The following is a 24,763-nucleotide window of genomic DNA, read 5'->3' as shown; positions in this document are numbered from 1 at the left end:
GCTGGCAGCCGCGATCCCGAAAGAAGAAAAAGCTGATTTTCAGCACTTTACCGATCTTTGCAGAACGGTAAAGTGCCGGTGATGTTAATCGAACGGCGGCGGAGCCAGCACTTCGCGGTTGCCGTTGTGGCCCTGCTCGCTGACGATGCCCTGCATTTCCATTTGTTCGATGATGCGTGCCGCACGGTTGTACCCGATGCGGAACTGACGCTGTACGCCGGAGATAGAGGCTTTGCGTTTCTCTACCACGAACGACACCGCCTGATCGAATAGCGGATCCAGCTCTTCGCCAGCGTCCAGTCCATTGCCGCCACCTTCGCTTTCGCTGTCAGAGGTGATGCCGTCAACATATTGCGGACGACCGCGCGCTTTCCAGTCCTGCACCACCGCATGCACTTCCTGGTCACGCACAAACGCGCCGTGAACACGCACCGGGCTGGTAGAGTTCGGGCCGGAATACAGCATATCACCCATGCCCAACAGCGATTCTGCGCCGCCCTGGTCAAGAATGGTGCGCGAGTCGATTTTGCTCGACACGGTAAAGGCGATACGGGTTGGGATGTTGGCCTTAATCAGACCGGTAATCACATCCACCGAAGGACGCTGAGTCGCCAGCACCAGGTGAATACCTGCTGCACGGGCTTTTTGCGCCAGACGGGCAATCAGCTCTTCTACTTTTTTACCTACCGTCATCATCAGGTCGGCAAATTCGTCTACCAGCACCACGATGTACGGCAGTTTTTCCAGTACCGGATGGGTGGCGTCCATGCTGTCGCCCGGTTTCCAGTAGGGATCCGGGATCGGGCGGCCCATGCGTTCGGCTTCGAGGATTTTCTCGTTATAACCGGCGAGATTACGCACGCCCAGTGCCGACATCAGTTTGTAGCGGCGTTCCATCTCATTGACGCTCCAGCGCAGAGCGTTGGCCGCGTCTTTCATATCGGTGACCACTTCGGTCAGTAGATGCGGAATACCTTCATAGACCGAGAGTTCCAGCATTTTTGGGTCGATCATGATAAAGCGCACTTCTTCCGGCGTGGCTTTATACAGCATGCTGAGGATCATGGCGTTGACCCCCACGGATTTACCGGAACCGGTAGTACCCGCCACTAACAGGTGAGGCATTTTCGCCAAATCGGCCACGACCGCATCGCCCGCAATATCTTTGCCCAATACCACGCTCAGCGGCGACGGGTTGTCACGGAATTTGGCGTTATCCAGCACTTCACGCAGATATACCGTCTGGCGCTTTTTGTTCGGCAATTCCAGACCCACGTAAGGCTTGCCGGGGATCACTTCCACCACGCGCACCGCCACGGTGGAGAGCGAACGCGCCAGGTCGCGGGACAAGTTAGAGATCCGCGCCGCCTTGACGCCCGGCGCAAGGTTCAGCTCGAAACGGGTGATCACCGGGCCGGGTGAGTAGTTCACGACGTCAGCTTTGATACGGAAATCCGCCAGGCGCGCTTCAACCAGGCGCGCCATTTGCTCCAGCGCGAAGGTATCGACCGGTTCAACTTCGGCTGGCGGCGGCGTTAACAGATCAAGCGACGGTAACGGCGTTGACGGTCTTTGCAATGGACGGCTGTCGCCGTTACGCATTAATAACGGATGGATCAGGCTCTCACGCGGCGGCTCGATGGGCTGCTGCGGCTGTGCTGGCGCGGCGTAAGCCGGATGCTGTTGTTGCATGGGCTGTTGCGGCTGTGCTGGCGTAGCGTAAGCCGGATGCTGTTGTTGTACAGGCTGCTGCGGCTGCGCCACCTGAGGCTCATCCACCACCGGGCTCGGCATAAACAACGGCTCGCTTGGGCCATCATCCACCAGCGCTTTAATCGGTGAGAAGTCGTCCAGAGAGAAAGGCATAGCCCCGGACGGCTGTTCACCCGCATAGCGCTGCTGCTGTTGTGCGGCAAATTGACGCGACAGTTCCGTCTGTTCATCGTCGGTATCATCCAGCTCCTGCGGCAGGCCGTCTTCTTCCTGATAGCGCTGTTGTTGCTGCGCCATAAACTGACGGGCCAGTTCATCCTGCTGCTGTGCATCCGCTTCATCTTCACTCAGCGGTTGCTGCGCATGACGCGCCTGCTGCTCCGCCATTCGCTGGGAAGGCAGTTTGATACCGTATGAGGCCAGCTCGCGGCGCGTGGGCACGCGAACGCGATTCGGGCGCGGCAATTGCGGGCCAATGCCCTCTTTCACCTGAGCGCGCGGCGCGTCGCTGGCAATGCTGAATACCGGGGTAAAGGCCGCCGCAGCGGTAGCCGCCTGCGTGGCCGCCTGGACCTGTGACGCAACCGGCGTGATATCCGGCGGCGTGGCTATATCCCCTGGCATGGCCGGGGCCACAGTCGGTTTCAGTTCATTGACGGGCTGGGCCGGTTCCGGGATCGGTTGATACCATGCCGCCAGTTGCTCACGCTCGCGGGCGCGTTTTTCTTCCACCTCTTCAAAGTAATACAGCGGCGGGCGGGTTTGCTTCACTTCCGGCGCGGGGGGTTCTTCTGGCGCAACGGCGGGCGCTGCTTCAACTGCTGGCGCGATATAAGGCGCGTCTTCAGCAGGCCATGCCTGGGCAGGTTGATAAGGCGCGTTTTGCTCCAGCGGATAAGGCTGATAAGCCGGCTGGGCGTGCATATCCACCGGCGGCGTTACCGGCGCACGATCGTAGTGCTCCGGCGCAGGCGCTATGGTCGCTTCCGGGGTTAACGTGGTCGGCGCAGGCTGCCACTCAACGACAGGGTCCTGTGGTTGCGGCGCAGCGGTGTATTGAACGGGCTGCGGCGTGGTTGCCGCAACTGGTGCAACAGGCTGGACAGCAGCAGGAACCGCCGTCGGCACGACCGAATAACCGCTTAATAGCGGATCGTTTTCCTCTTCCGGGGCTAACGCAGTTTGCCCGGAGAACAGCACGTCATCAGGGTCAAGCTCAACGCCGCCAGCGCGATAGTGAACGTCTTCGGGTTCATCCATACGCTTGCCGGAGAACAACGCTTCGTCGGTTTTACGGCCTACCGGGTTTGCGAATTTCTCGGCCAAACGGTTACGGCGTGCCAGTGCCCCACGCAGAATGCGCGCACGACGCGAGTCTTTCGCGACGACCTCTTCACTGTCGTCTTCATATTCGTCGTCTTCGTATTCGTCATCATCCTGCCAGGTGTTATCGCGGCGGGTACGGTTGGTGGCGAAGGTTAATACGCTTAACACCACGCTGCCGATTTTTTCAGCGATGCCGACCCAGGACCAGCCGGTAAACAGTGTCAGCCCTGCGGCCCAGACACACAGCAACGCGATGGTTCCGCCGCTGCTGTTCAGCAACGGCATCATGGCGGTGCTTAACAGGCTCCCCAGCACCCCACCGGAAGCGAAATACCAGATATCGTCGGCGTTAATTGCCGCCAGCCCGCAGGAAGTGAGGATCAGCGCCATTACGCCGATCAGGCGCAGCGCGACAGCAAAATAGTCGATGTAATCTTCATTAGCGCGATGACGCCAGGCGAACCAGCATCCGCCGATCATAATGACGGGCAGCGTATAGGCCATAATGCCGAAAATGAAGAACAGGGTATCAGCCAGCCAGGCTCCGGGCGCGCCGCCTAAATTATGGATAGGCTCATGCCAGGCCGTTTGCGACCAACTGGGATCGGAAGGATTAAAACTGAGTAACGCCGCCATCAACCAGACGGCAAAAAGGGCAACAACAATGAGCAAAGCTTCCAGGAGTCGACGACCGCTATCCAGCTTTGTCAGGGTAACATCTTTGTCTTCAGTGTATTCCTGGCTCAAGAAAGGCTCTCCAGGTTCTTAGAGCTAAAACGGACAGCAGTGCCGGGTCGCCCCGGCACTGCTGCTGTATGGATTAACAGGAGTGTAATCAAACTACAGCGACTTTGCACCTGTTCCGCATTAGCGAGTCTTAATTACCAGACGATTGCTCTGTTTCACTTCTTCCATTACCACGTAGGTACGGGTGTCGTTCACACCCGGCAGACGCAGCAAGGTTTCACCAAGCAATTTACGGTACGCAGACATATCTGGCACACGCGTTTTCAACAAGTAGTCGAAATCGCCTGAAACCAGATGACACTCTTGAATTTCTTCAAGTTTTTGCACAGCGGCGTTAAATTGTTCAAACACATCTGGCGCGCCACGATTCAGAGTAATCTCAACGAAAACCAGCAGTGATGCGTCTAAATAGTGTGGGTTCAACAGAGCGGTATAGCCCTGAATAAAACCCTGACGTTCCAGTCGACGCACACGCTCGAGGCAAGGCGTCGGTGAAAGTCCCACTCTTTTAGAAAGCTCGACGTTGGAAATACGCCCATCCTTTTGCAGCTCATTAAGAATGTTACGATCGATGCGGTCGAGATCTTTGCCTGGGCGCTTCTTGCTATCTACCATTATTATTGTCTCTCTCTGTTCCTTCCCTACACCTGCCACTACCCGTTCAACGTCATTGTCCAGGGTCTTTTACCCGTCATACTTCACATTGCAGATGCGCTGGCTGCGCTCGTTCATCCCAGTCCCTTACTGATGTAAGCTCCTGGACGTTCTCTTACTTGCCGCCTTCCTGCAACGCGAATTATTTAGGGTATATATATTGAGAAGCCCGTTGCCGTCAGGCAGCTATCGACATCACGCATGGCGTCTGTCCACGCCATGCGTAGATTTCAATTGCCCGGTAAAATACATAAGCTGAAAAAGGTAAAAAGGGTCTACCCGCGCAAATGCTTTTTTCTTCCTCGAATGTTTTCGCAAATGCGCAGGGGATTGTCAAAGCAAAACATCGATTTTTAGTAGAACGTGCCAGATATTGATTACGGGTGGGGATTATTCCTCATTTTATCACCTAATATCGGACAGGATTTCATTCGAATCCCTAATACTTCGCCGCGTAAATGCCCTTCGCCAGATTGCTTTAGGCTATTACACATATCGTTAACAAAATCGCTGCACTCTTTTATTAGCCCGGCAAATTCCCTACAATCCTGCCCATTGTTTGCCAACTACAATGAGGACCTCATGGGCACAGCTAAACACAGTAAGCTGCTAATTTTAGGCTCCGGCCCTGCGGGGTATACCGCTGCGGTCTACGCAGCGCGCGCGAATCTGAACCCGGTACTGATCACCGGTATGGAAAAAGGCGGTCAGCTTACCACCACTACCGAAGTGGAAAACTGGCCTGGCGACCCGCACGACCTGACCGGCCCTGCGCTCATGGAACGCATGCACGAGCATGCCGCCAAATTCGAAACCGAAATTCTGTTCGATCACATTAATAAAGTTGATGTACAGAACAAACCGTTCCGTCTGTTCGGTGATAACGGCGAGTACACCTGCGATGCGCTGATCATCGCCACCGGCGCATCGGCGCGCTATTTAGGCCTGCCGTCTGAAGAAGCGTATAAAGGCCGCGGCGTTTCCGCCTGCGCCACCTGCGACGGGTTCTTCTACCGTAACCAAAAAGTCGCGGTCATCGGCGGCGGCAACACCGCAGTGGAAGAAGCACTGTACCTGGCGAACATCGCCTCTGAAGTCCATTTGATTCACCGCCGCGATAGCTTCCGTGCGGAGAAAATCCTGATCAAGCGCCTGATGGATAAAGTCGCCAGTGGCAATATCGTGCTGCACACCAACCGCACGCTGGAAGAAGTGACGGGCGATCAGATGGGCGTGAGCGGCGTGCGCCTGCGCGACACCCTGAACACGGATAACGTGGAATCTATCGATGTCGCCGGGTTGTTTGTCGCCATCGGCCACAGCCCAAACACCGGGATTTTCGAAGGCCAACTGGAACTGGAAAACGGCTACATCAAAGTTCAGTCTGGTATTCATGGCAACGCCACGCAGACCAGCGTACCGGGCGTATTCGCCGCAGGCGATGTGATGGACCACATCTATCGCCAGGCGATCACCTCCGCCGGAACCGGCTGTATGGCGGCGCTGGATGCCGAACGCTACCTGGACGGGCTGGCGGAAAACAATAAATAATTCTGTAAGTTAAATAAGGCGACTGAATAAGTCGCCTTTCTTTTTTTGTCGTTGTAACATGGCTGCGCTCTTTCACATCCTTAGTTCACTGGACTTTCGCCTGCTTACAACCCGATGAATAAATCCCGCCAACAAGAATTGATCCGCTGGTTAAAACAGCAAAGTGTAATTTCCCGTCGCTGGCTGAATCTCTCGCGTCTGCTGGGCGTGGTGACCGGGCTGTTGATCATTGCCCAGGCCTGGATTCTGGCCCGCATCCTTAACCACATGATCATGGAAAACATCCCCAGGGAAGCACTGCTGCTGCCTTTCGTCCTGCTGGTGCTGATTTTTATTCTGCGCGCCTGGCTGGTGTGGGTGCGGGAAAAGGTGGGCTTTCGCGCTGGGGTACATATTCGCCGGGAAGTACGCCGCCTGGTACTGGACCGTCTCCAGGAAGCAGGTCCGGCCTGGATCAGCGGTAAACCCGCTGGCAGTTGGGCCACATTAATCCTTGAACAAATTGATGACATGCATGATTACTATGCTCGCTATCTGCCGCAAATGGCGCTGGCAGGGGCGGTTCCGCTGTTAATCGTGCTGGTGATTTTCCCGGTGAACTGGGCCGCCGCGCTGATTTTGTTATGCGCCGCGCCGTTAATTCCCATGTTTATGGCGATGGTGGGTATGGGTGCTGCCGATGCGAACCGCCGCAACTTTGCCGCGCTGGCGCGTCTGAGCGGCAACTTTCTTGACCGCTTACGCGGTCTGGAAACCCTGAGGCTGTTTAACCGTGGCGCAGCGGAAACCGAAAATATCCGCGAGGCGTCGGTAGATTTCCGCCGCCGCACCATGGAAGTGCTGCGCCTGGCGTTTTTGTCCTCCGGTGTGCTGGAGTTTTTCACCTCATTATCCATTGCGCTGGTGGCGGTATATTTCGGCTTTTCCTATCTGGGCGAGCTCGATTTCGGCCACTATGGCGTCGGCGTGACGCTGTTCGCAGGCTTCCTGACACTGATTCTGGCACCGGAATTTTTCCAGCCGCTACGCGATCTCGGCACGTTCTACCACGCGAAAGCCCAGGCGGTTGGCGCGGCGGATAGCCTGAAGACGTTCCTCGAATCGCCGCTACAAAGCGCGACGCGCGGCACCTTTAAGCTCAGCAATAACGACCCGATCACGCTGCGCGCCCATAATTTGATTGTGCTTTCGCCGGAAGGCAATGCGCTGGCGGGCCCGCTCACCTTTACGCTTGGCGCGGGCCAGCGAGTCGCCATTGTCGGGCAAAGCGGCGCGGGCAAGAGTTCGTTGCTCAATGTTCTGTCGGGCTTTTTGCCTTATGAAGGCTCGCTGACGGTCAATGATATTGAGCTGCGCGATCTCGATCCGCAGGCCTGGCGCGAGGTTTTAAGCTGGGTGGGGCAAAATCCCCAGTTGCCTGCCGCCACGTTGCGCGACAATGTGCTGCTTTCCGCACCTGATGCCAGCGAGCACGCGCTGCAAAACGCGCTGGAGAACGCCTCGGTTAACGAGTTTATCGCGCAGTTACCCCAGGGCATTGACACGCCAATTGGCGACCAGGGCGCAGGTTTATCCGTGGGGCAAGCCCAGCGCGTCGCCGTGGCGCGCGCGTTATTGACGCCGTGCAAACTGTTGATGCTGGATGAACCCGCCGCCAGCCTTGACGCCCATAGCGAAATGAAAGTCATGCAGGCGCTTAACGCGGCGTCGCGCAACCAAAGCACATTGCTGGTAACCCATCAGCTCGATTACATCAGCGAGTGGGATGAGATCTGGGTGATGCGTAACGGCCATATCGTCGAACAGGGTCGTTTCGACATGCTCGCCAGTGCGAATAGTCACTTTGCTGCATTGCTCGCCCATCGTCAGGAGGAAATTTAAATGCGCGCGTTGATTCCCTACCTGGCGCTGTATAAGCGTCATAAATGGATGCTCAGCCTCGGCGTGGTGCTGGCGATTATTACCCTGTTGGCCAGCATCGGTTTGCTGACGCTGTCTGGCTGGTTCTTATCCGCCTCCGCCGTAGTGGGCGTGGCCGGGGTTTACAGCTTTAACTACATGCTACCCGCCGCCGGGGTGCGCGGCGCGGCGATCACCCGTACTGCGGGGCGTTATTTCGAGCGTCTGGTGAGCCATGACGCCACGTTCCGGGTGCTGGCCCATCTGCGGGTGTACACCTTTACCAAAGTGCTGCCGCTCTCCCCTTCCGGTATTGCCCGTTTTCGCCAGGGCGAGTTGCTTAACCGCCTGGTGGCAGACGTGGACACGCTTGACCATCTCTATCTGCGGGTGATTTCGCCGCTGGTGGGGGCACTGGTGGTGATTCTGGTGGTTGCCGTTGGGCTGTCGGTGCTGGACGTGACGCTGGCGATGACGCTTGGCGGAATTATGTTTCTGACCGTACTGCTGCTGCCTCCGCTGTTCTATCGCGCCGGTAAAGGGACTGGCGAAGCGCTCACCTCGCTGCGTGCGCAGTATCGCCAACAATTAACGGCGTGGCTGATCGGCCATGCGGAGCTGACCATTTTCAACGCCGCCGATCGCTATCGCGAGACGCTGGATGCCACGGAAAGCGAGTGGCAGGAAGCCCAGCGCCGCCAGGCGGGGCTGACGGCTCTGTCGCAGGGCGTGATGATGCTGATTAGCGGTATGACCGTGGTGTTGATGCTGTGGATGGCGGCGGGCGGCGTGGGCGGCAATACCCAGCCTGGCGCGCTGATTGCGCTGTTCGTGTTCTGTGCGCTGGCGGCGTTTGAAGCGCTGGCCCCGGTGACAGGCGCATTCCAGCATTTAGGCCAGGTGATCGCCAGCGCGTTGCGCGTGACGCAACTGACTGAACAGCAACCTGACGTCACCTTTACTGACGCGACAATTGCCGCGCCAGAGCAGACGGCTGTCCAATTCAATAACGTGAGTTTCCGCTACTCTCAGCAGGCGCAACCGGCGCTCTATCAGGTGTCATTGACTCTGAACGCCGGGGAGCGCGTGGCGCTGCTGGGCCGAACCGGCTGCGGTAAATCAACGCTGTTGCAGTTGCTTACCCGCGCCTGGGACCCGCAGTCTGGCGAAATCACGCTTGCAGGCCGCCCGCTGACGCAATACTGCGAAGACGCGTTGCGCGCCAGCATGAGCGTGGTGCCGCAACGCGTACATCTGTTTAGCGCCACACTGCGCGATAACCTGCTGCTTGCCGCGCCGCAGGCCAGCGACGCGCGGCTTGCCGATACGCTGCGCCTGGTGGGTCTTGATAAGCTGCTGGAAGACAGCGGCTTAAACAGCTGGCTGGGCGAAGGTGGCCGCCAGCTTTCCGGCGGCGAGCTGCGCCGTCTGGCGATTGCCCGCGCCCTGCTCCATGATGCGCCAATGATGCTACTGGACGAACCCACGGAAGGGCTGGACGCCGAAACCGAACAGCAAATTTTAGCCCTGCTGGATAAGGTGACGGCCAATAAAACCGTATTAATGATCACCCATCGTCTGCGCGGTTTGGCTGATTTCAACCAAATCGTGGTGATGGATAATGGCCAAATTATTGAAAGTGGAAATCATGACGAATTGATGGCGAAACAGGGTCGATATTACCAGTTTCGCCAATCCTCCGTAGTCTATGATTGAACGATAACGTCCTGCGGTGGAGCCTGGTAAGATGCGTCTGGTTCAGCTTTCTCGTGAGTCAATCACCTTCCCGTCGCCGGAAGGTGCATTGCGGGAGCCGAATGGCCTGCTGGCCCTCGGAGGCGATCTCAGCCCTGCGCGTCTGTTAATGGCCTATCAGCGTGGTATTTTCCCGTGGTTTTCGCCGGGCGATCCGATTTTGTGGTGGTCGCCCGATCCGCGTGCCGTGCTGTTCCCCGACCAGTTTCATCTTAGCCGCAGCATGCGGCGCTTTCACAACCACTCGCCCTACCGGGTGACGCTCAATCACGCTTTCGACGAGGTGATCGACGCCTGCGCCAGCGATCGTAGCGAAGGCACGTGGATCACACCGGAGGTGCTGGCCGCTTACGTACGGCTGCACGAACTCGGCCATGCGCATTCGATTGAAGTGTGGCATCAGGATCGGCTGGTGGGCGGCATGTACGGCGTCGCGCAGGGCGCGCTGTTTTGCGGCGAGTCGATGTACAGCCGCCGCGAGAATGCGTCTAAAACCGCGCTGCTGGTATTTTGTGACTATTTTATCCGTCAGGGCGGCAAGCTGATTGATTGCCAGGTACTGAATAACCATACCGCGTCGCTGGGCGCGGTGGAGATTGCCCGGCGCGATTACCTGAACTACCTCAGCCTGCTGAAACCACAGCCGCTGCCGTCGCACTGCTGGGTACCTAAAGTGCTGTTTGATACCGGCAATAAATAATGTTTTCCGCATATTTTATGGGAGAGTGCTATACTCTTGCCCGCAGAGAAAACTCTTCACATTACCCGCCGCCGTTTAGGATCCCCTGTTTAGGCTCTACTTCCCCTTTACGTTTGCGTTCTGGATGCGGTTAATCCCGTATCATCGGGTCATGCGAAGAATCAACTTTGCCGGTTTATCAACCGCAAAATCTTTACATATTTGGTGAACTTGGGCATTATCTTGCCGGTTCAAAACATTGGTAGTGATACCCCAGAGGATTAGATGGCCAAAGAAGACAATATTGAAATGCAGGGTACCGTTCTGGAAACGTTGCCTAATACCATGTTCCGCGTTGAGTTGGAAAACGGTCACGTGGTTACTGCTCATATTTCCGGTAAAATGCGCAAAAACTACATCCGCATTCTGACGGGCGACAAAGTGACTGTTGAACTGACCCCGTACGACCTGAGCAAAGGCCGCATTGTCTTCCGTAGTCGCTAAGCATTTTTACTGTACGCACTCAGCGTACAGCCTGTCGGTCACAACGCGTCAGCACATGCACAGGCCGTGACTTTCTAAAATAATAAAGCCGGGTAACCCGGCTTTATTTTTATACTTACTACCCTGGTGTCAAACAGGCTTAGCCATTAGCTGCCACAACCGCTGTATTCACTAAGTCAGTCAGCTCATTGCGGGCAAAAAGCCTGGCCCGGTAGCATTCACCGGGGAATTCGGGATAGCCGTCTAGCGTGCAGATCACATCATAAATACTGGCGATAATATTCCCGTTAACATCGCTGATGAAAAACGAACGCGCATGGTTTGTGTATATTGTGTAGTGATCGTTGTGATCAAATACCGCCCCCATAAAATCGGTGATCTGTGGAACCGGCGTTGCAGGTAATTCGATGGGCGAATGCGTATCCTCCACCACCGTGTTCGCGTTAAGATCGACTCGATAAAACAGTACCCGCGCCGGTTTAGTCTGGAAGGCGGCTGAACTGGCATCTTCTGTAATGGGTCGCGTGACGGGTACGCCGTCACTGTCCATACAGGATCGATTATCAAAAACAGAAAAGACAAATTTTCCTGGGCCTGAGGTAGTAAAACCATCAAATGCACTGTTAGCGGTAATCAAAACAGTATGCGCACCATTCTCTTTATTGATGATCCCCGCGGTGTCTAACCGGGTTACCGCTTGACCTTTCGGGAACTGGGGATTGACCCCCCCGGTATTGATTGTCCATAAAATACGCCCATCATCAGGCGATATTCCGAAAGTAACACTTGTAGAACGGGTATGGACAATAATTGCTTCGCTATTCACGCTACTCGCGGGAAGCCAGCACAGCGAATTAAGATGGGCATCATTGGTTGGGCTGTTATTCAGGATATTAGCATCATCAAATTCACGGGTATAATTCTTCGCCCAAATCATTTTCCCCGTCAGATCGTTGAATTTTAAAATCCACGCATCCTGTCGCATGGTATTGGTGGACCGGTCAGGGCTATCGTTACCAATCATATATAGCGCCCCTGTGGAATCCCATACCAAATCGTGTGTATTGGCATAGAGGTTGCCATCGGAATCGCGTAATTGATACTCAAGAATTTCGTTTCCCAGAATATCTATTTTATAAAAACGCCGCCCATACCAGTGTTCATCTTCGTCACTGCCGATGTAGAAATACCCATTATGGGTTTTTAACATTTGGTTTCGATAAGGCAACGCGTAATAACAACGTAAATCACCGTTCTGATCGTAGCCATCGCAAAGTGTGGTCATTAACCAACTGTTGTCCCATACAGTTGAAAATTTTTCCGGATCGGTTTGGTTGATAGCGAGATGAAATATTGTCGACTCACGATAGCTCTGCCCAAGGGTGCTGATGTTGATCACCTTGTTGTAGACCTCGGCACCAGCCTCGTTTGTGAATATAAACTGAACTTCATTGTTATAATTTGCATAAAGGCCAATAACAGGGACTTTTATCACGCTGTTAATAGTAGTAACCCATTCATTATGCGTATAGTTAAAATCCATACTGGTTGAACTGGTCGACCGTTTTATCACTTTATAAGAATAAATTACCGGTTCATCGCTGGTAAAGCTAACATAAGCAGCCAACTGATTGTTCGCCGGGGCGAGCGTAGTTCCAATATAAACAACCGACATATGATTCTCCTTTTTATGAAATAACGTCAAATGACCATCTGATTAAGAAATATTATTTACTTTCAGCCACACGCATTTCGTTAACCTTCTGAGGATCGATGGTATGACCTTTTTTCAGATATTCGATAACGGCATCCGACAGGTTATAGCCTCCGCGTACTTGCTTATTTTTCCCTTCAGTGAATGCGGTAAAACCATCCCCGCCCGGAGCAAGAAAACTGTTGGTTGCAACACGGTAGGTTTTTGAATCTTCAATAGGTTTGCCATCAAGGGTAAAAGAGACAACTTTCTGCCCGGCTGGCTTATGTGTGTCATAACGCATCTCTGCGCCTTGAGAGACCTGTAATACGCCATTGCTAAGCGAAGCAGCATGCTCCATCAGGTCGCGTAAGGATTTCCCCGTTAAGTCCATCACAGTTAATTCATTGGGGAAAGGAAACGCGCTGATAATGTCGCCAAGCGTAACAGGGCCAGCATTCAGATCGGCGCGCAACCCGCCGGAATTAGTGAGGGCGATTTGCGCATCCGGTGCCGCCGCTATCATCGCATCAGTGAATAAATTACCCAGCGGCGAAGATTCGCCATACGCCCTGGTCAGGTTAATCGGACTTTCACCAATTTTTTGCTGAACGGTTTTGGAGAGTTTTTTATTCCAGTCATCAATCACCTGCTGGGTGACGGGATCGGGTTTCCACTGATCGGCATAGATCGTTTTAAGCTCAAAATTCTTCGTTTCATGGCGATGGGTTTTCAGGTTGATATCCAATACCAATTTACCGACATCAATCCCGCCGCTATCTGTCGAGAGAATCAAAGTATTTCCGACTTTGATAGGCTCCGGCGTACCAACATGAGCATGCCCAGTGATTAGAATATCCAGGCCCTTCACATTTTTTGCAGTTTGAATATCTTTATCCAGCGCACGTTTTACATCGGTGTTGCCGATACTTGACTGACGGGCCGGTACGCCTTCATGAATCAGCGCAACCGTAAGATCCACTTTATTGTGTAATTCATCGAGATAGTGCTGGAGATACTTGACTTCATCTCGCGCTTCAATGCCCTGACGCATCGACGCTGACACCGTATCATTAAATGCGAATACACCGTGCAAACCGATAACACCAATTTTTACCCCGTCTTTTTCCAGGATGGTATACGGTTTATTCCAGAACGGTAGCTGGCTGTTTTGATAAAAGACATTGCCAAGCAGGATAGGGAATTTCGCCTGACTCAACTGCAATAGCGTGTTATCCCAACCATGATCGAATTCATGATTACCGACTGATGCGGCATCCACGGACATCGTATTCATAATATCAATTATTGCTTTGCCTTTCGTCATGCTACTGATATAAGGCCCGGTAAAATAATCACCCGCATCAAAATAAAACGTTGCTTTATTTTTGGCTTTTTCCTGCTTAACTAGCGTGGAAATATTGGCAAATCCACCCACTGGTCTTTCACCTTTTGCTATCCATGGGACTTTATAAGGCTCAACATGCGCGTGCAGGTCGTTAGTGTAAATAATAGTGACATCCTGCGCCATAACGCTTGCAGAAAAACTCATCATTAACAGAGTAGAAATCACTGTGCGTTTCATCGTTCATCCTTAATTAAAAAAAGAGATAGCTATTTTCATAAACAGGTGAATGAAATTTGTGACTCTGTTCACGACAGCTTATTTCTGCAGCCTATAAAAATCATGAACAAACAATATGAGTTGGTTTAAGGCGATGGAAAGCAATTTTAAGATCCGTTTAAATGTGTGTAAAAGCTGGTCCTGCCCTAATCTGGGGATAGCGGATGCTGTCGACTATGTTTTTCCTGTTTACCGTCTGGGCTATAAAGCGCTGGAGTGCGTAAAGTGTGGAGGCTTGCCGCCGTGGTTCGATGAACAAGCGTGCAATCACTGGTTCTCGCATTTTATGCAGAGAAATCTCGGCGCAACCGGACAAGGCTGCCCAGGCTGTTATAGCACCGAGACTATTCGGTACGGGAGAACCAGGGCTGGAAAAACCCGGCTCCAGTGCCGACGCTGCAAAAAAGTCTTTACCCCACAGCAGACGACGTCAGTTAACAACGAAAAGATAACCCGCATACTGGCACAGCTTCGCCAGGGGATTCACCGTAACGATACCACGCATTATCGCGAACTTTCCCTGGCGGCCCTTTGGTGCGAACAACGCTTGTGCCCTTCGCCTGCAAGCGTAACAAAAATGGCGACGGGAACCGGGCGGATTGCCTTTCAGGGGCAAAAAGCGAATCAGCTGCTTTATATCATCGTTAGCGCGGATGCAATCACAGGCGATATTTTACAAGTCACAACCAACTATGCTGCCTGGCGTGCTGACGAGACGCTGCACTATCAGCCTTCCGCGCATTTATCCGCACCCGCTGCTCAAGCTGATTTCAAGCCAGTGCTGGAAAGAGTAAAGCTTCAGGAAGTTCAGTTCATGAAGCGCAGCCAGTTTGATGAGATTAATTACGGAAGTGCCGTCCTCAAACGCAACGATCGGGGGGATATCGTTCGCCCCGTCATCGCTATCCATGGGCATTTCCAGCGTCTTAAGCGCCGTTTCGCTTGTGTCGACGAACATTATCTTGTCCATGAATGCGTTTTACGCGGCGCGGCTATCACCGCCTGGGCGCAGGAAGTTCGGGCTGGTGCAACGCACCTTTGGTTTGTGGTGGAAGAATCTATGCCTCCAGGCACGCCACAAGGCCCCCTAAACCACAACGGCACATGGCGCATCGGATGGTGGGATAATGTGTGGCAACAGTGGGGAAACGGGGCGTCGACTAAAATGGTGGGGTTATTGACTGGCCAGCCTGGGACCACAATCCCCTCGCTTGTGTCGGTATCCAGCTGTAACGCCTTTTTTTCCTGGTTAGCGTCTCAACCCTGGTGGATTAACGCGGCCAGCCTGAGCGCCAACGTAGCAAGCCAGCACCTGGTCTGCCTTGCCTGGGTTTATAATCAATCCCGCATAAAAAACCGGGCTAATGCCTAATACTTGTCAGTTAGCGGTTCGCCTAAAGGCTGCATCATATAGCATAAAAAATCCGTAATCCCTGCGAGATTACGGATTTTGCACAGCTACCGGATCGGTCAACCAATTCCTAACCGATTGGCATTAAGACTAATGCCCGGGTTTTCAACGTGACCGCAATTAGTGCGCCGCTTCCGGCTTGTGCTTTTGCGCGCTCTGGAAGTGATAGGTCAATTCGCCCTTCTCTTTATCCAGCGCCACCGTTACCTGGCCGCCATCCACCAGCGAACCGAACAGCAGTTCGTTAGCCAACGGTTTTTTCAGGTTGTCCTGGATAACGCGCGCCATTGGACGTGCGCCCATCGCCCGGTCGTACCCTTTCTCTGCCAGCCAGTCACGCGATTCCTGGCTCACTTCCAGAGAAACGCCTTTCTGATCCAGTTGCACCTGGAGTTCGACGATAAACTTGTCGACCACCTGATGAATCACCTCGGTGCTGAGATGGTTGAACCAGATAATGTTATCCAGACGGTTACGGAATTCCGGCGTGAAGATCTTCTTGATCTCTTCCATCGCGTCGGTGCTGTTGTCCTGCTGGATAAGACCGATGGTCTTACGCTCGGTTTCACGGACACCGGCGTTAGTGGTCATCACCAGGATCACATTGCGGAAATCCGCCTTGCGGCCGTTGTTGTCGGTCAGCGTACCGTTGTCCATCACCTGCAACAGCAGGTTAAACACGTCCGGATGCGCTTTTTCGATTTCATCAAGCAGCAGGACCGCATGGGGATGCTTGATAACGGCATCGGTCAGCAGCCCGCCCTGGTCGAACCCGACATAGCCCGGAGGCGCGCCAATCAAACGGCTGACGGTATGGCGTTCCATATACTCGGACATATCAAAGCGCAGCAGTTCAATCCCCAGCGATTTCGCCAGTTGGACGGTGACTTCGGTTTTCCCCACCCCGGTCGGCCCGGCGAACAGGAATGAACCCACCGGCTTACGGTCGTGACCCAGACCGGCACGGCTCATCTTGATGGCTTCGGTTAAGGCCTCAATAGCGGTATCCTGGCCGAATACCAGCATTTTCAGGCGGTCGCCAAGGCTCTTCAGGGTATCGCGATCGCTGGCCGAGACGCTTTTCTCCGGGATACGGGCAATACGCGCCACCACCGATTCGATATCCGCCACGTTGACGGTTTTCTTGCGCTTGCTTACCGGCATCAGGCGAGCACGGGCACCGGCTTCGTCGATGACGTCGATAGCTTTATCCGGCAGATGGCGGTCATTGATGTATTTGACCGACAGCTCCACGGCGGCACGCACTGCTTTGGCGGTATAACGCACATCGTGATGCGCTTCGTATTTCGGTTTCAGACCGTTAATGATCTGCACCGTTTCTTCGACCGACGGCTCAGTAATGTCAATTTTCTGGAAGCGACGCGCCAGAGCGCGGTCTTTTTCAAAAATATTGCTGAATTCCTGATAGGTGGTAGAGCCGATCACGCGGATTTTGCCGCTGGAAAGCAGCGGTTTAATCAGGTTGGCGGCATCCACCTGCCCGCCCGACGCCGCGCCCGCACCAATAATGGTGTGGATCTCATCAATAAACAGGATGCTGTTGGTATCCTGCTCCAGTTGTTTAAGCAGGGCTTTAAAGCGTTTTTCAAAATCGCCGCGGTATTTGGTGCCCGCCAGCAGCGAACCGATATCCAGCGAATAGATATTGCAGTCTGCCATGATTTCCGGCACGTCACCCTGAACAATACGCCAGGCGAGGCCCTCGGCGATGGCGGTTTTACCGACTCCGGATTCACCCACCAGCAGCGGGTTGTTTTTCCGACGGCGGCACAGCACCTGGATTGCCCGCTCCAGCTCCTTATCACGGCCAATCAGCGGGTCTATTCCGCCGACGCGCGCAAGCTGGTTGAGATTGGTGGTGAAGTTTTCCATACGCTCCTCCCCGCCTGCTTGCTCTTCGTTAACTGGATTTTCTGAGCCGCTGGATTGATGCGGTTCATCTTTGCGCGTGCCGTGAGAAATGAAGTTCACCACGTCAAGACGGCTGACTTCATGTTTACGCAGCAGATAGGCAGCCTGGGATTCCTGCTCGCTGAAAATTGCCACCAGCACGTTCGCGCCTGTCACTTCGCTACGGCCTGACGACTGTACGTGGAATACGGCGCGTTGCAGCACGCGTTGAAAACTCAACGTCGGCTGGGTGTCGCGCTCCTCTTCGCTCGCCGGGAGCACGGGCGTGGTTTGTTCGATGAAGGCTTCAAGTTCCTGTCGCAGCGCCACCAGATCCACAGAACACGCTTCCAGCGCTTCGCGGGCCGATGGGTTACTGAGCAAAGCCAGTAACAGATGCTCGACGGTCATAAACTCATGTCGGTGCTCGCGCGCTCTGGCGAAAGCCATGTTTAAACTGAGTTCCAGTTCCTGGTTGAGCATAGGCACCCCCCTCAATATAATTCGCCGTTCAGGCTAGTTCCTGCGTACACAGCAACGGATGCTCGTGCTTCCTGGCATATTGATTCACCATCGCCACTTTGGTCTCAGCGACTTCTGCGGTGAAAATGCCGCAGATGGCTTTCCCTTGATAGTGAACCGTCAGCATCAATTGTGTTGCACGCTCTACATCATAAGAAAAGAACTTTTGTAGCACGTCAATAACAAATTCCATTGGCGTGTAATCATCGTTCATTAACATAACTTTATACATAGATGGCGGTTTTAGCCCCTCATCGAGCTTATTTTCCGCCAGTCGCTCAAAATCCAACCATTCGTTCGTCTTACCCATTGCCCACTTTCATCGCTGGTTAACTAAACAGTAAGCAGGCCGTCAGCCCGCTGCTCATCCAGTTATACGCCATTTGAATCTACCTTAACTTACAGATAACTATCATCTATCGTTGCTATCCGCGAACATTGTCACATTAATGGCAATAGCGTTAACTGCTTCAAAATTTTGACTGATTCTTGTCCATTTCACCCCGTCAGACGCTTGACGCGTTGCCTGATTTCTCTAAATTGTACAGGCGTGAGTTGGCGAGGTTTTGAACAGCGCACCCTCACCCACCGGTTCATTCCATCTTACTTATAAGATTCATGAAGGATGTCGAAGCATGGAGACGGGTACTGTTAAGTGGTTCAATAATGCCAAAGGGTTTGGTTTTATCTGCCCTGAAGGCGGCGGCGAAGACATATTCGCCCACTATTCCACCATCCAGATGGATGGTTACCGTACGCTCAAAGCCGGACAAGTTGTCAGGTTTGATGTACATCAGGGGCCCAAAGGCAACCATGCCAGCCTCATCGTTCCTCTGGAAGCAGAGACGGCAGTCGCTTAACGCGTCTGTTTTATTGTGTACATCCCACACCTAAAATGCCAGCCTCCGCGCTGGCATTTTACTTTTTCTGAGATTACTCCCGCGCCAGCGCATCCACCGGATTTAACCGCGCGGCGTTGCGCGCCGGCAGCCAGCCAAACAAGATACCGGTGGCGGTAGAACAGACAAACGCCGTTAATAGCGCCAGCCCCGAAAAGCCGATCTGCCAGCCGGGCAGGAACAACTGTAAGGTAAAAGCGATAAGTAAGGATAGCCCAATGCCCAGTGCGCCGCCGACCAGGCAGACCAGCACCGCCTCGATGAGAAACTGTTGTAATACATCGCTGGCCCGCGCGCCAACCGCCATCCGGATGCCGATTTCCCGCGTCCGTTCAGTAACGGACACCAGCATGATGTTCATCACGCCGATCCCGCCAACTACCAGCGAAATCACCGCCACCAGGGTTAAAAACAGCTGTAGCGTACGGGTGGTTCGTTCCGCCGTTTGCAGGAAGCCGTCCATATTCCAGGTGAAGAAATCTTTTTTGCCGTGGCGCAGGGACATCAGGCGCGCAAGCTGCTGCTCGGCTTCCTGGCTGTTATAGCCCTCTTTGACCCGCACGGTAATGGAGTTGAGCCATGACTGGCCCATTACCCGGCCCGACATAGTAGAGTACGGCAGCCAGACGCGCAGGATTTTACTGCTGCCGAACATCGACTGTTTCTCCTGGGCCACGCCGATGATGGTCGCAGGCATATTACCCACCAGGATCACCTCGCCCACCACGTTGAGCTTATTGGGGAATAGCTGGCGGCGGGTGTTTTCATCAATCACCACCACCTGGGCGCGGCCCTGATGCTGCGCCTGATTGAAGGTGCCGCCTTCGCTGAAGGTCATGCCATAAACGTTAAAATACTGCTCGCTGACGCCGTTGGCGCTGGCCGCCACGTCTTTATTTTCGTAACGCACCCGCAGGTTGCTGGACAGCGCAGGCGTCGCTGAACGCACCCAGGGTTGTTTCTGAATCGCCACCAGATCGTCGTATTTCAGCGCCTGCTGGTACTGCGGATCGTCATCACCGAAATCAGTACCGGGATAAATATCAATGGTGTTGGTGCCGATAGAGCGAATATCCTCCAGCACCAGTTGCTTCGCCGCGTCGCCCACCACCACGATAGACACCACCGACGCGATGCCGATGATTATCCCCAGCATGGTCAGCAGGGTGCGCATTTTATTGGCCGCCATCGCCAGCCACGCCATGGTGAACGCCTCGCGAAAGCCGCTGGTAAACTGCTGCCAGCCGCTTTCTATCGGCGTGCGCTCAATCTTCGCTGCGGCGCGGCCCGTTACGGCGGGCGGGTTGCTGATGATTTCGCCGTCGCGGATTTCGATGACTCGCTCGGCCTGGGCAGCCACCGCCGGATCGTGGGTAACGATAATGACCGTATGACCGTTATCGCGCAGCTGTTTCAGCGTGGCGATCACCTCTTCGCCGGAATGGCTGTCCAGCGCGCCGGTGGGTTCGTCGGCGAGGATCACCTGGCCGCCGTTCATTAGCGCCCTGGCGATACTGACGCGCTGCTGCTGGCCGCCGGACAGCTGCGACGGTGAGTAATCCACACGTGCCGCCAGCCCTAACCTCTCGAGCAGTTCACGGGCGCGCTGCTGGCGGGCTTTACGGCCAGCGCCTGCGTAGATCGCCGGGATCTCGACGTTTTGCGCCGCCGTTAAGTGCGACAGCAAGTGGTAGCGCTGGAAGATAAAACCAAAATGCTCGCGACGCAGCTGCGCCAGTTCATCGCTGTTGAGCGTTGAAACGTCAACGCCCGCCACGCGGTAACGGCCAGATGTCGGCTTATCAAGGCAGCCGAGAATATTCATCAGAGTGGATTTGCCCGAGCCGGAGGCACCGACAATCGCCACCATTTCACCGGCGTGAATACTTAGCGTCACGCCTTTCAGCACATCGACCGGTTCGCCGCCAGAAAGATACTGGCGGCGGATATCGGTCAGTTCAAGCAATGCCGTCATTGTGCCGCTCCGGGCATGGTTTTACCGGTGACCACTTCTTCACCCTCTTCCAGGCCCTTGACGATTTGTACCTGGGTATCGTTACGCGCGCCGATAGTCACCTCGCGCTCGCGGGTCTCGCCGTTACGCATAATAGTGATGCGGTAGCGGTTATCGCCGATCGGGTCGCCCAGCGCCGACAGAGGTATCGTCAACACGTTTTTCGTCCCGCTGAGCTGGATATGGACCTGGGCAGTCATGTCCAGCCGCAGTACGCTTTGCGGATTCGGCACTTCAAAACGGGCGTAATAGAAAATCGCGTCATTCACTTTTTCCGGCGTCGGCAGGATATCTTTCAGCACCCCTTCATAGCGGGTTAACGGGTCGCCCAGCACGGTAAACCACGCCTTCAGCCCCGGACGCAGATGAATAATATCCGCTTCCGACACCTGGGCTTTCACCAGCATAGTGCTGAGATCGGCAAGCGTCAGAATGTTCGGTGCCTGTTGCGCTGCGATCACCGTCTGGCCTTGCAGCGTGGTAATTTGCGTCACTTCGCCCGCCATCGGGGCGATGATCCGGGTGAAATCAAGGTTAGTTTTGGCGGTATCCAGAGAAGCCTGGTTACGCTTGATTTGCGCGTCGATGGTGCCGATTTGCGCCTGCTTGACGGTGAGCTCGGTGGCCGCAGTATCCAGATCCTGGCGGGAAATGGCCTGGGTTTTAGCCAGCGCCTGCTGGCGGCCCAGGGTAACTTTCGCCAGCTGCATTTCCGCCATTGCCTGCTGGCGCTGCGCGCGCAGTTCCTGCAACGTCGCTTCCACTTCTTTAATCTGGTTTTCCGCCTGTTCAGGGTCAATTACCCCCAAAAGCTGGTCTTTTTTCACTTTATCGCCAATTTCTACCGACAGCGTTTTAAGCTGACCGCTGACCTGCGCACCTACGTCGACTTTTTTTAGCGCGTCGAGTTTGCCGGTCGCCAGCACGGTTTGCTCCAGATCGCCTTTGCGGACAATCAGGGTCTGGTACTGGGGCTGCGGCGCGTTCAACGTTTTCCAGGCCCCTATCCCCGCGAGCAATACCACAACCGCCAACACCAGATACCGCTTTTTGAATTTTCCCTTAAAACGCATAAATCCCGGGTCTCTTTAGTCATCTGTCCATTGCGTTTAGCTAAACGCACCCTCAACAAGAACGATTCTACCCTGCTACGCCCGTACTTATTGAATTTTCATTGAATTTGGCTCTGCTCAAATACAGGCTCGTTTAACTATCGAGCTACTGCCATGTCCACTTTTATCGACACTACTCACTTCGAACAATACGCACCACGCACCGGCTGGCAGCTGTTTAAATTGCTCGTAACAGGCCAGTGGATGCCCGGCAGCGCCTGGCAAAACCGCCGCTACCGCCAAAAATTTCTGCTGCGCGCATTAGCCACGCCAGTAGCGACAAAAAAGTTGCTCAATTTACTGGCCAGCCAGCCGCATCTGGACGCGCTGTTGCAGGCGCAACCAGGCTTGCCTTGCCGGTTACACCGCCCCTATCTGTCAGTGAATACCAGCCGACATCAGGCGCAGGCGGCGCTGGATTTTCACTATAAACAATTAATCCAGCTTTTACCCGCAACGCTTTTGCTGTCGCACTGGTCAAGTCAGGGCGCAAGCCTGGCGCAGTTAACCGGCAAGAACGGGGAGCAGTACCGCATCCAGCTCGCGGCACTGTCGATGCTGGATAAAGAAGGCGAGTCTACGCTGGTCTTTTGTGATCACAATGACACCGTGCTGGCGGAAATGACCTTTACGCTGTGCCAGCGCAACGGCAAACCGACGCTGTTTATCGGTGGATTGCAGGGCGCGAAAAACTGGGTGCCGCATGAAAACATCCAGACCGCCACCAAAGCCTGTCACGGGCTGTTCCCGAAGCGTCTGCTGCTGGAAACTGCCTGCCATTTAGCGCCGCTGTTGAAAGCCACGCAGATTCAGGCCGTGGGTAATGACACGCATATTTACCGCAACTGGCGCTACGCCAAAAAGAAAAAAGACAAGCTGCATGCAGATTACGACAGCTTCTGGCTGTCGATGGGCGGCGATCCCGGCGATGACGGGTATTTTATGCTGCCAAACGCGATCACCCGTAAACCCATGGAGGAGATCGCCAGTAAGAAGCGCGCCGAATACCGTCGCCGCTATGAGCTTCTCGATAGCCTTGCGGCGCAGGTTGTCTCAGGCATCAGCACGCGTTAATCGGCACGTCCCCGCGCCAGCCATAGCACGCGGGAAAACATTTTGCGCAGCAGGTGCGGTACGGCGTCCACGCCCCGCCGCCCTGCTTCCAGCGCCACTTCAATCGCCAGGTCCGGTTTTGAAGAGCGGTGGATCGCCTTCGCGATCACCCGGCGCATATTCATCGGGATGTTTTCCGGCAGTTGCGCCACGCGGTGAAAGACATCAGAGAAGCCTTCGCGATACATAAAGTGTTCCATATCCATGGCGGGCAACGCGGTGAGATGTTCGCGTTCATGGTCGCGGTCGTTATTCAGGATGCTGCGTACCGTAGCGGCATATTTTTTACCGGCTTCGTCGCCGTCCACCAGCACGTGCCATTCGATACCCATCCGCCGGGCGAATTTAATCAGCGGTTTTAAACCCGACTGGGCAAATTCAATCACCCTGACCCCTTCGGCATCGAAATGGTGGCCGCACTGGCGCGCCAGTTCGTTAATTACCCAGACTTCGGTTTCCCCTTCCACCAGCAACCAGCAGCGGGCAAACAGCGCCGCCGGGCGGTTAAAACGGATATGAAACGCAATGCGGCGGTTGTCTTCGGCATTCAGGCCGCCCGGCCCCAGACGCCAGGCAGAAACCCGCGCAGACTCACGCACCAGGCGGCACACCTGTTCAACAGGCGTCAGTGACAGCAGTTCACTGGAGTTGGTGGTGGTGATTTTTTGCAGCGGCAGTAAATTCAGCAGTTGCCAGGCCACGGAGAGCATGATCGGATGCAGCCGGGTTTCCGGGTCTTCCACCAGCAGCAGCGGACGCGCGTCGCGATCCAGTTTTACCGTTCCTTTCGCTTGTAACAGCGTGGAAAACAGGCCCAGCAGGATCACTCGGTGGGTGCGGCTGCCTGGCTTGTCGATCATGCGGTTTATCACGTCCAGGTAGCGCCAACTGCGTTGTTCGTCATGAGAACGGCGACGCAGCAAACGGTGGCGCGCCTGGTCGCTGCTCTGCTCGGCGAAATAGTGTTCCAGCAATTGCACCATCGCCGACAGCCCCTGGCGGATCTGACCATCGGTGAGATTTTGCGGGCGCGCCACCAGTTCGCGGGCCAAAAAATCGAGCTGGCGGGCAGTGACTTCCACTTCCGGTGCGCCAGGCAAGGTACCGGTGCGGATACGCTGCATAAAACGCGCATCACGTAAACGCAGTACCGGGTTCAGGCGAATCAGATGGCAGGCCAGATTATCGATATCATCCAGGTCCAGCGGCTCGCCCCGGCTATTGAGAAAGCTGCGCAGCGTCATGACCGCGCCATCGTCGGCCAGTTCGCCTTCCAGACGGTAATAAATCCGCGCGTAGCCATCATCGCCGCGATCCCAGACCTCGTTCAGATGGCGGTAGCGCCGCCCGTTATGGCGGCCTGGCTGGGTTTCGCGGAAGGTCAGAATGATATGCAGATGATGTTCCCGGCCATGAATATCCCCTGGCGGGAACCAAAAGTCATCGCGCGTAAAATGGTAGAGATCGGCACCCGGTGCCAGTAGCAATGTCAATGCGTCCAGCAGGCTTGATTTACCCCAGGCGTTTTCACCAATCAGCACATTGGTGTGTTCCAGCATTAACGACAATCGATTGATGCCGCGAAAACCCACTATCTCTACGCGCTCAAGGAACATATTCTCTCCCGTTGTAGCTT

Annotated in this window: 17 protein-coding genes; 8 read left to right on the top strand and 9 right to left on the bottom strand. The window is 54.7% G+C overall.

Translation table 11 applies throughout. The annotated features are described in order from the left end of the window. Nucleotides 1-84: 84 nt before the first annotated feature. Complete coding sequence (locus tag RT120_RS01760) at nt 85-3,786, bottom strand: DNA translocase FtsK 4TM domain-containing protein (protein WP_312978659.1); 3,702 nt, start codon at nt 3,784-3,786, stop codon at nt 85-87. Nucleotides 3,787-3,906: 120 nt separating this feature from the next. After that, complete coding sequence (lrp, locus tag RT120_RS01755; RefSeq protein WP_000228469.1) at nt 3,907-4,401, bottom strand: leucine-responsive transcriptional regulator Lrp; 495 nt, start codon at nt 4,399-4,401, stop codon at nt 3,907-3,909. A gap of 621 nt (nt 4,402-5,022) precedes the next feature. On the opposite strand from lrp, the gene trxB reads away from it, so the two are divergent. The 5 genes from trxB (at nt 5,023) to infA (ending at nt 10,828) form a co-directional block, all read left to right on the top strand. After that, nucleotides 5,023-5,991, top strand: a complete 969-nt coding sequence (gene trxB, locus RT120_RS01750; protein ID WP_312978658.1) for a thioredoxin-disulfide reductase — start codon at nt 5,023-5,025, stop codon at nt 5,989-5,991. Nucleotides 5,992-6,105: 114 nt separating this feature from the next. Continuing rightward, nucleotides 6,106-7,872, top strand: a complete 1,767-nt coding sequence (gene cydD, locus RT120_RS01745; protein WP_312978656.1) for a heme ABC transporter permease/ATP-binding protein CydD — start codon at nt 6,106-6,108, stop codon at nt 7,870-7,872. Then, nucleotides 7,873-9,606, top strand: a complete 1,734-nt coding sequence (gene cydC / locus RT120_RS01740; RefSeq protein WP_312978654.1) for a heme ABC transporter ATP-binding protein/permease CydC — start codon at nt 7,873-7,875, stop codon at nt 9,604-9,606. A gap of 31 nt (nt 9,607-9,637) precedes the next feature. After that, nucleotides 9,638-10,345: a leucyl/phenylalanyl-tRNA--protein transferase gene (aat, locus tag RT120_RS01735; protein ID WP_312978652.1), complete on the top strand. Its 708-nt coding sequence runs from the start codon at nt 9,638-9,640 to the stop codon at nt 10,343-10,345. A gap of 264 nt (nt 10,346-10,609) precedes the next feature. Continuing rightward, nucleotides 10,610-10,828: a translation initiation factor IF-1 gene (gene infA, locus RT120_RS01730; protein WP_001040187.1), complete on the top strand. Its 219-nt coding sequence runs from the start codon at nt 10,610-10,612 to the stop codon at nt 10,826-10,828. Between the two features lie 139 nt (nt 10,829-10,967). On the opposite strand, the gene RT120_RS01725 is transcribed toward infA, so the two are convergent. Together RT120_RS01725 and RT120_RS01720 are read right to left on the bottom strand one after the other, a co-directional pair. Continuing rightward, a complete protein-coding gene (locus tag RT120_RS01725; protein WP_312978650.1) occupies nt 10,968-12,503 on the bottom strand; it encodes an aryl-sulfate sulfotransferase in 1,536 nt (511 codons plus the stop codon). A 52-nt stretch (nt 12,504-12,555) separates the two neighbouring features. Then, on the bottom strand, nt 12,556-14,106 hold the full coding sequence (locus RT120_RS01720) for a bifunctional UDP-sugar hydrolase/5'-nucleotidase (protein WP_312978648.1): 1,551 nt from the start codon (nt 14,104-14,106) through the stop codon (nt 12,556-12,558). Between the two features lie 115 nt (nt 14,107-14,221). On the opposite strand from RT120_RS01720, the gene RT120_RS01715 reads away from it, so the two are divergent. Next, nucleotides 14,222-15,517 carry a cytoplasmic protein gene (locus RT120_RS01715; RefSeq protein ID WP_312978647.1) on the top strand — a complete coding sequence of 432 codons (1,296 nt, stop codon included), beginning with the start codon at nt 14,222-14,224 and terminating at the stop codon, nt 15,515-15,517. Nucleotides 15,518-15,676: 159 nt separating this feature from the next. On the opposite strand, the gene clpA is transcribed toward RT120_RS01715, so the two are convergent. Further along, nucleotides 15,677-17,950 (bottom strand): ATP-dependent Clp protease ATP-binding subunit ClpA, encoded by a 2,274-nt coding sequence (gene clpA, locus RT120_RS01710; RefSeq protein WP_312978646.1) that lies wholly within the window; start codon nt 17,948-17,950, stop codon nt 15,677-15,679. A 28-nt stretch (nt 17,951-17,978) separates the two neighbouring features. Further along, nucleotides 17,979-18,299 carry an ATP-dependent Clp protease adapter ClpS gene (clpS, locus tag RT120_RS01705; protein ID WP_312978644.1) on the bottom strand — a complete coding sequence of 107 codons (321 nt, stop codon included), beginning with the start codon at nt 18,297-18,299 and terminating at the stop codon, nt 17,979-17,981. Between the two features lie 325 nt (nt 18,300-18,624). Here clpS and cspD point away from each other — a divergent pair, with 325 nt between their 5' ends. Then, nucleotides 18,625-18,849 carry a cold shock-like protein CspD gene (gene cspD / locus RT120_RS01700; RefSeq protein ID WP_312978642.1) on the top strand — a complete coding sequence of 75 codons (225 nt, stop codon included), beginning with the start codon at nt 18,625-18,627 and terminating at the stop codon, nt 18,847-18,849. 73 nt (nt 18,850-18,922) lie between these two features. Here the strand turns inward: cspD and macB are convergent, their stop codons facing one another. Together macB and macA are read right to left on the bottom strand one after the other, a co-directional pair. Next, nucleotides 18,923-20,863 carry a macrolide ABC transporter ATP-binding protein/permease MacB gene (gene macB, locus RT120_RS01695; RefSeq protein WP_312978640.1) on the bottom strand — a complete coding sequence of 647 codons (1,941 nt, stop codon included), beginning with the start codon at nt 20,861-20,863 and terminating at the stop codon, nt 18,923-18,925. After that, nucleotides 20,860-21,975, bottom strand: a complete 1,116-nt coding sequence (gene macA, locus RT120_RS01690; protein ID WP_312978638.1) for a macrolide transporter subunit MacA — start codon at nt 21,973-21,975, stop codon at nt 20,860-20,862. The genes macB and macA overlap by 4 nt, the downstream gene beginning before the upstream one ends. Nucleotides 21,976-22,128: 153 nt before the next feature. On the opposite strand from macA, the gene RT120_RS01685 reads away from it, so the two are divergent. Continuing rightward, nucleotides 22,129-23,088, top strand: a complete 960-nt coding sequence (locus RT120_RS01685) for a VirK/YbjX family protein (RefSeq protein ID WP_312978636.1) — start codon at nt 22,129-22,131, stop codon at nt 23,086-23,088. Here RT120_RS01685 and RT120_RS01680 read toward each other — a convergent pair. Further along, on the bottom strand, nt 23,085-24,743 hold the full coding sequence (locus tag RT120_RS01680; protein WP_312978634.1) for an ATP-dependent endonuclease: 1,659 nt from the start codon (nt 24,741-24,743) through the stop codon (nt 23,085-23,087). The two genes, RT120_RS01685 and RT120_RS01680, sit on opposite strands and share 4 nt — an antisense overlap. Between the last annotated feature and the right edge of the window lie 20 nt (nt 24,744-24,763).

The sequence above is a fragment of the Atlantibacter sp. genome, from assembly GCF_032062175.1.
Taxonomy (GTDB): domain Bacteria; phylum Pseudomonadota; class Gammaproteobacteria; order Enterobacterales; family Enterobacteriaceae; genus Atlantibacter.
Note: the sequence above shows the minus strand (reverse complement) of the source record. Positions and strands in the feature narration are given on the sequence as shown.